Annotated in this window: 5 protein-coding genes and 1 pseudogene; 1 reads left to right on the forward strand and 5 read right to left on the reverse strand. The window is 73.3% G+C overall.

Annotation, left to right across the window (positions count from 1 at the left end):
• Positions 1 to 359 precede the first annotated feature (359 nt).
• Genes ACLEQD_RS36690 through ACLEQD_RS36705 form a run of 4 tightly spaced genes read right to left on the reverse strand, consistent with a single transcriptional unit; the run spans position 360 to position 2,923 of the window.
• A complete protein-coding gene (locus ACLEQD_RS36690) occupies positions 360 to 881 on the reverse strand; it encodes a hypothetical protein (protein ID WP_410390542.1) in 522 nt (173 codons plus the stop codon).
• Positions 881 to 1,780: an oxygen-dependent coproporphyrinogen oxidase gene (gene hemF, locus ACLEQD_RS36695; protein WP_410390543.1), complete on the reverse strand. Its 900-nt coding sequence runs from the start codon at positions 1,778 to 1,780 to the stop codon at positions 881 to 883. The genes ACLEQD_RS36690 and hemF overlap by 1 nt, the downstream gene beginning before the upstream one ends.
• A gap of 43 nt (positions 1,781 to 1,823) precedes the next feature.
• Positions 1,824 to 2,573 (reverse strand): hypothetical protein, encoded by a 750-nt coding sequence (locus ACLEQD_RS36700; protein WP_410390545.1) that lies wholly within the window; start codon positions 2,571 to 2,573, stop codon positions 1,824 to 1,826.
• Positions 2,574 to 2,629: 56 nt separating this feature from the next.
• On the reverse strand, positions 2,630 to 2,923 hold the full coding sequence (locus ACLEQD_RS36705) for a DUF3467 domain-containing protein (protein ID WP_410390544.1): 294 nt from the start codon (positions 2,921 to 2,923) through the stop codon (positions 2,630 to 2,632).
• A 70-nt stretch (positions 2,924 to 2,993) separates the two neighbouring features.
• On the opposite strand from ACLEQD_RS36705, the gene ACLEQD_RS36710 reads away from it, so the two are divergent.
• Positions 2,994 to 3,815 (forward strand): alpha/beta hydrolase, encoded by an 822-nt coding sequence (locus ACLEQD_RS36710; RefSeq protein ID WP_410390546.1) that lies wholly within the window; start codon positions 2,994 to 2,996, stop codon positions 3,813 to 3,815.
• 141 nt (positions 3,816 to 3,956) lie between these two features.
• Here ACLEQD_RS36710 and ACLEQD_RS36715 read toward each other — a convergent pair.
• Positions 3,957 to 5,003 (reverse strand): annotated as a pseudogene (locus ACLEQD_RS36715) (ATP-binding protein); the annotation flags it as partial.
• Positions 5,004 to 5,038 lie beyond the last annotated feature (35 nt).

Genomic DNA, 5,038 nt, shown 5'->3' on the forward strand with positions numbered 1-5,038 from the left:
CGCCGTCCGGGGAGGCGCCGGGCTCCAGGCCTTCGCCGCCGGGCTCCATCGCCTCGCCGCCGGGGAGCCCGGCTCGCCTCCAGGCTCAAGAGACGCGCCGCCGTCCGCCTCCGGAGGAAGGCCCACGGGCGGGGCCCCGATGCGGGTGCGGTCCCCGGGCGAGGGGGTAGCGGTGGAGGTCTCCATCCCGTCATCGCGGAACGGAGAGGCTGGCGACGTGGGCGCGGGCCCCGAGGGCCCACCGCCGGAGCGGGGCCCGCCGGGGCCTTGAGTCCCACCCACGCGAGGGCCGCGGATGTCGCCGACGTTTCCCATTGCCTGGATTCTCTCACAACGAGAACCCGGAGTTGCATGGGGGGCTACTCGCCCTCGTGCTCCACCTGCACGGGGCTGGTCATCCCGTTGGCATCCAGACGGATGCGGTAGACGGCGTTGAGGCCGTCGCCGTCCGTGTCCGCGCGGGCCAGGCAGGACACCTCCGGCTCGCCCACGGGGCTCTCCTCCACCCGCACCTCGTACTGCAGGTGCACGGCGGGGCCGGGGTCGAAGCCGATGCGGTGGAAGTCCTCGTGGTCCTGCGGGAAGGGCACGGCCTCCCCCCGCTGGGGCACGGGGACGGGATAGGGCGCGATGGGCACGTAGTCGCCGTGCTCGTCGCGGAAGCCCTGCACCGCGTCGCACAGGGCCAGCACCTGGATGCGGGCCTCGTTGGACACCTGCTCCGGGGACGCGGCCCCGCCGCCCTTCATCGCCGGGAGCTGCATCATGAACAGGGCGGTGGCGGCCATCGCCGCGAACACGGTGACGGCGATGCCCAGGCGCACGCCCGTGTTGCGCGCTTTCGAGGGGCCGGGCTCCCCGGGCTTCGAAGACTCGGACATCAGGCCCACTCCCTCGGGTTGCGCAGCACCTCCACCAGCCGGGCCTCCGGGGTGCCGGGCTCCGGGTGGTGGTCGTAGCGCCAGCGCACGCGCGGCGGCAGCGACATGAGGATGGACTCCGTGCGCCCCTGCGTCTCCAGGCCGAAGATGGTGCCCCGGTCGTAGACCAGGTTGAACTCCACGTAGCGGCCCCGGCGCACCTCCTGCCAGAAGCGCTGTTCTTCCGTCACCGGCGTGTCCTTGTGCTTCCGCGCGATGGGCAGGTACGCGGGGATGAAGCTGTTGCCGCACGCCTGCACGAAGGCGAACTCACGCTCCAGGTCGCCGCCCATGTTCTCGAAGAAGAGGCCGCCCACGCCGCGCGCCTCGCCCCGGTGGCGCAGGTGGAAGTAGTGGTCGCACGCGGCCTTGAAGCGCGGGTAGTACGTGGGGTCGTGCGCGTCGCACGCGGCCTTGTGCACGCGGTGGAAGTGGGCCGCGTCCTCGTCGTGCAGGTAGTACGGCGTCAGGTCCGCGCCGCCGCCGAACCACGCGCGGCCGCCCTGCTGGATGAAGCGGTAGTTGGCGTGCACCGTGGGCACGTGCGGGCTGCGCGGGTGCAGCACCAGCGACAGGCCGCCGGCCCAGAAGGTGCGCCCCTCGCCCTGGAGCTTCTTCGCGAAGGCCTCCTCCAGCTCGCCGTGGACGATGGAGGTGTTGACGCCCGCCTTCTCCAGGACGGCGCCCTCCTCCAGCACGCGGCTGCGGCCGCCACCGCCGCCCGGGCGCGTCCACGCGTCCTCGCGGAAGCGGCCCTGGCCGTCCAGCGTCTCCAGCGCGCCACAGATGTCGTCCTGGAGCTTCTGGATGAAGGCGGCCATGCGCCCCTTCAAGCCCTCCACGTCCACCGTCGCCGTCATGCCCGTTGTCTCCCTGTCGCGGGTTGAACGGGCGGAAACACTACTAGGGGCCCTGGGCGGACGGGGCCTCGAAGTCCACGGGGGGCGTGGACGGCGCCAGGTTGCCCGCCGCGTCGAAGGCCTCGATGCGCGCGCGGTAGCTGCGCCCGTCCTCCAGCGAGAACGCCCCGCCGCAGGCCTCATGGCCCAGATAAGCGGTGTTGCCCTGCACGGGCAGCAGGTACCGCTGGGGGGAGAGGCCCAGGCGGCGCGGCGACAGCTTCACCACCAGGAAGGCGGGGCTCTCCTCGCGCAGGGCCAGGTTGAGCTTCACGAAGCGCGCGATGCCCTGGGGCGAGCGGCGCACGAAGCCCTCCGACACGGCGGGGCGCTTCACCCACTTGGGGGCCTTGGAGTCCGGCCCCTTGCCGCTCAGCCACGAGGGCTGCGCGCCCACCTGGCCGTTGAGCAGGGAGATGTTGGGGAGCACCTCCTGCAGGTTCAGGAAGTAGCGCTTGTCGGGCTTCATCGGCTCCGCCAGCTTGAGGATGACGGTGGCGCGGCCCAGGCTGCTCTCCCAGCCCTTGGTGACCTTGAGCTTCACCTCGTGGTCGGTGGAGACCAGCCTCAGCGGCTTGCCCACCAGCCCCAGCACCGGCGACTTCGCGGTGCCCACCCCCTCCAGCAAGAGGCGCATGTTGGTGGGGACGATGCCCCCGGGCGCGGGATACAGCTGCACGCCGTCCCCCGTGCACTGGGCGGAGGCGGTGGCGGCGGACAGCAGGGCAGCGGCGAACACGAGAGCGCGGAACACGGTGCCGCAGTGTGCGCCGGGAAGGGCCGCCAGGAAAGTCCCTGGAGACCCGCCCTTCAATGCCGGGGGCCTTCGTCCTCGCCCGGGGGGATGGGGCCGAAGCGGGCCTCGTAGTGCTGCACGTTGTCCTGGAGGACCTTCAGCAGGCGCTTCAAGTGGCGCGGGCTGGTGATGATGCGCGAGCGCACGCGGGCCAGGGGCTGCTGCGGCTGCACGTAGAGGAAGTCCAGGACGAACTCCGAGTCCGTGTGGTTCACCAGCACCAGGTTGCTGTACTGGCCATTGGCGACCTCTTCGGTCATCTGCACCTGGAGCTGCACTTCGGGGGGCTTCGTCGGAGTGTCCGCCATGAGGCAGGCGGCATAGCGCCTGGGGCCCGTCGTGGCCAGTGTCCTCCCGGTGAGCACGCGCTGGCGGGACATCGACGGGGAGTCCACCGCGCCCTTCGCGCTGGGGCGGGGGCCGGACGCCTGCCTGCTCCTGCATGGCTTCACCGGCAGCCCGTGGGAGGTGCGCCCCCTGGGCGAGGCCCTGGCGGCGCGGGGGATGCGCGTCGTGGCGCCCCGGCTCCCGGGCCACGGCACCACGCCGGAGGCGATGCTGGACGTGGACTACCGCGACTGGCAGGCGTGCGCGGACGAAGCGCTGGCCTCGCTCTCCGGGTACCGCCGGGTGTTCGTCGCAGGACTGTCCATGGGCGCGCTCCTGGCGCTGCGGCTGGCCGCGCACCAGCCGGAGGCCGTGCACGCGCTCGCGCTGGTGGCGCCCGCCATCCGCTTCCGGGGCGCGCGCATGGCGCTGGTGCGCCAGCTGTGCCGCACGCCGCTGCTGGAGTGGACGACGCCGTGGGTGGACAAGGGCGGCACGGACATCTCCGATCCAAGGACATTGGCGCAGGCGCCCGTGCTGCCCGCGTTCCCGGTGACCCGGCTGCGCGACCTGTGCACCCTTCAGGACCTGGCGGTGGCGGACGCGTCGCGGGTGCGCTGCCCGGTGCTGGTGGCCACCGCGGAGCAGGACCACGTGGTGGACCCGGAGGGCGGACGCTGGCTGGCGCGGCGGATGACGGCGTCCCCGGCGGTGCGGCTGGTGGCCTATCCGGAGGGCTTCCACATCATCCCGCGCGACGTGTGCGGGGCCCGGCTGGCCCAGGAGGTGGGGGACTTCCTCCAGCCGCCGGGCCGGGACGACGACGTCAGGAGCTGGCCGGAGGGGCCGGCGCAAGACGCGCCACCGCCGTGAGCAGCTCCACCGCGTCCAGCGGCTTGGTGACGAAGGCGCTGAAGCCCGCGCGCAGGGCCCGGTCGCGGTCCTCGCCGGCGGCGCGGCGGCGGTGACGGCGAGCGCGGGCACGCCGCCTCCGGCCTCCCACGGCAGCGCGCGCAGCCGGTACAGGAGCGAATAGCCGTCCTCGCCGGACAGCGTCACGTCCGTCACCAGCACCGTGGGCGGGGAGCGGCGCACCTCGTCCATGGCGTCGGTGACGTTGGTGGCGGTGAGCACGTGCGCGCCCACGCGGGTGAGCAGCACGGACATCCACTCGCGCGCGTCCGGCTGGCCATCCACCACCAGCACGCGCTGGCCCTCCAGCTCCGGGAAGCGCGGCAGCGTCAGGCCCTCCACGGGGCGCGGCTCGCGCGAGGAGCCCGGGGCCTTGCCCACGCGCGAGCAGGGCAGCAGGACGGTGAACGTGGCGCCCTTCCCCAGGCCTTCGCTCGCGGCCGTCACCGCGCCGCCGTGCAGCTCCACCAGGTGCCGCACGATGGACAGGCCCAGCCCCAGGCCGCCGTGCTGGCGGCTCACGCCGGTGTCCACCTGCTGGAAGCGCTGGAAGAGGAGCGGCAGGAAGTCGGGCGGGATGCCCTCGCCGTCGTCGCGCACCACCAGCTCCGCGCCCTCGTCGCGCGTGCGCGCGGACACCGTCACGTGGCCGCCGTGCGGGGTGAACTTGATGGCGTTGGAGAGCAGGTTCCACACCACCTGCTGCAAGCGGTCCGGGTCGCCGGACAGCGGCACGCCGTCCGCGTCCACGGAGACGGTGAGCGTCACCTCGCGCGCGAGCGCCGTGGGCCTGACGGCGTCCAGCGCCGCCTCCACCACGCTGCCCAGCTCCAGCGGCACCCGCTCCAGGCGCAGCCGGCCGTTGGCGATGCGGCTGATGTCGAGCAGGTCCTCGATGAGCTGTCTTTGCGCGCGGGCGTTGCGCTCGATGGCCTCCACCGCGCGCTGGCGCTTGTCCTCCGCCAGCAGGCCCTGCCGCAGCATCTGCGACCAGCCGAGGATGGACGTGAGCGGCGTGCGCAGCTCATGGGACACCGTGGCGAGGAACGCGTCCTTGGCGCGGCTGGCGGCCTCCGCGACGCTCCGGGCCGCGCGCTCCTCGTCGTACAGCCGCGCCCGGTCCAGCGCCTGCGCGCACAGCCGGCCCACCGTCAGCAGGAAGGCGCGCTCCGCCGCGTCGAAGT

This window comes from Corallococcus sp. 4LFB (assembly GCF_046520365.1).
GTDB lineage: Bacteria > Myxococcota > Myxococcia > Myxococcales > Myxococcaceae > Corallococcus > Corallococcus caeni.